The organism is Streptomyces sp. DH12 (genome assembly GCF_020873895.1).
Taxonomy (GTDB): Bacteria; Actinomycetota; Actinomycetes; order Streptomycetales; family Streptomycetaceae; genus Streptomyces.
Window position 1 is genome coordinate 1 of record NZ_JAHWGT010000714.1, and the last position, 509, is coordinate 509.

1 protein-coding gene and 1 pseudogene are annotated in these 509 nt (G+C 67.6%); both read left to right on the forward strand.

Translation table 11 applies throughout. The annotated features are described in order from the left end of the window. On the forward strand, positions 1 to 213 hold a 213-nt coding region (gene nuoK / locus LPA54_RS36665), incomplete at its 5' end, for an NADH-quinone oxidoreductase subunit NuoK (RefSeq protein ID WP_228984823.1). 14 nt (positions 214 to 227) lie between these two features. Beyond that, positions 228 to 509, forward strand: a pseudogene (locus LPA54_RS36670) (NADH-quinone oxidoreductase subunit L); the annotation flags it as partial.

The following is a 509-nucleotide window of genomic DNA, read 5'->3' on the forward strand; positions in this document are numbered from 1 at the left end:
GTGTTCATGTGCGTCGAGCTGATGCTCAACGCCTGCAACCTGGCGTTCGTCGCCTTCTCCCGCATGCACGGCAACCTCGACGGCCAGATCATCGCGTTCTTCACGATGGTCGTCGCCGCCGCGGAGGTCGTGGTGGGGCTGGCGATCATCGTGTCCCTGTTCCGTTCCCGCCACTCGGCCTCGGTCGACGACGCCAGCCTGATGAAGCTGTGAGGGGCTGCTGAATCGTGGAGAACCTGATTGCGCTGCTGGTGGCGGCGCCTCTGCTCGGAGCGGTGGTCCTGCTGTGCGGCGGACGCCGGCTGGACGCCGTCGGCCACTGGATCGGCACGGCCCTGGCCGCCGTCTCCTTCGCGCTCGGCCTGGTGCTCTTCACCGACCTGCTGGGCAAGGGCGCCGAGGACCGCACGGTCGTGCAGCACCTGTTCAGCTGGATCCCGGTGGAGGGCTTCCAGGCGGACGTCGCCTTCCGGCTCGACCAGCTCTCGATGACGTTCGTGCTGCTGATC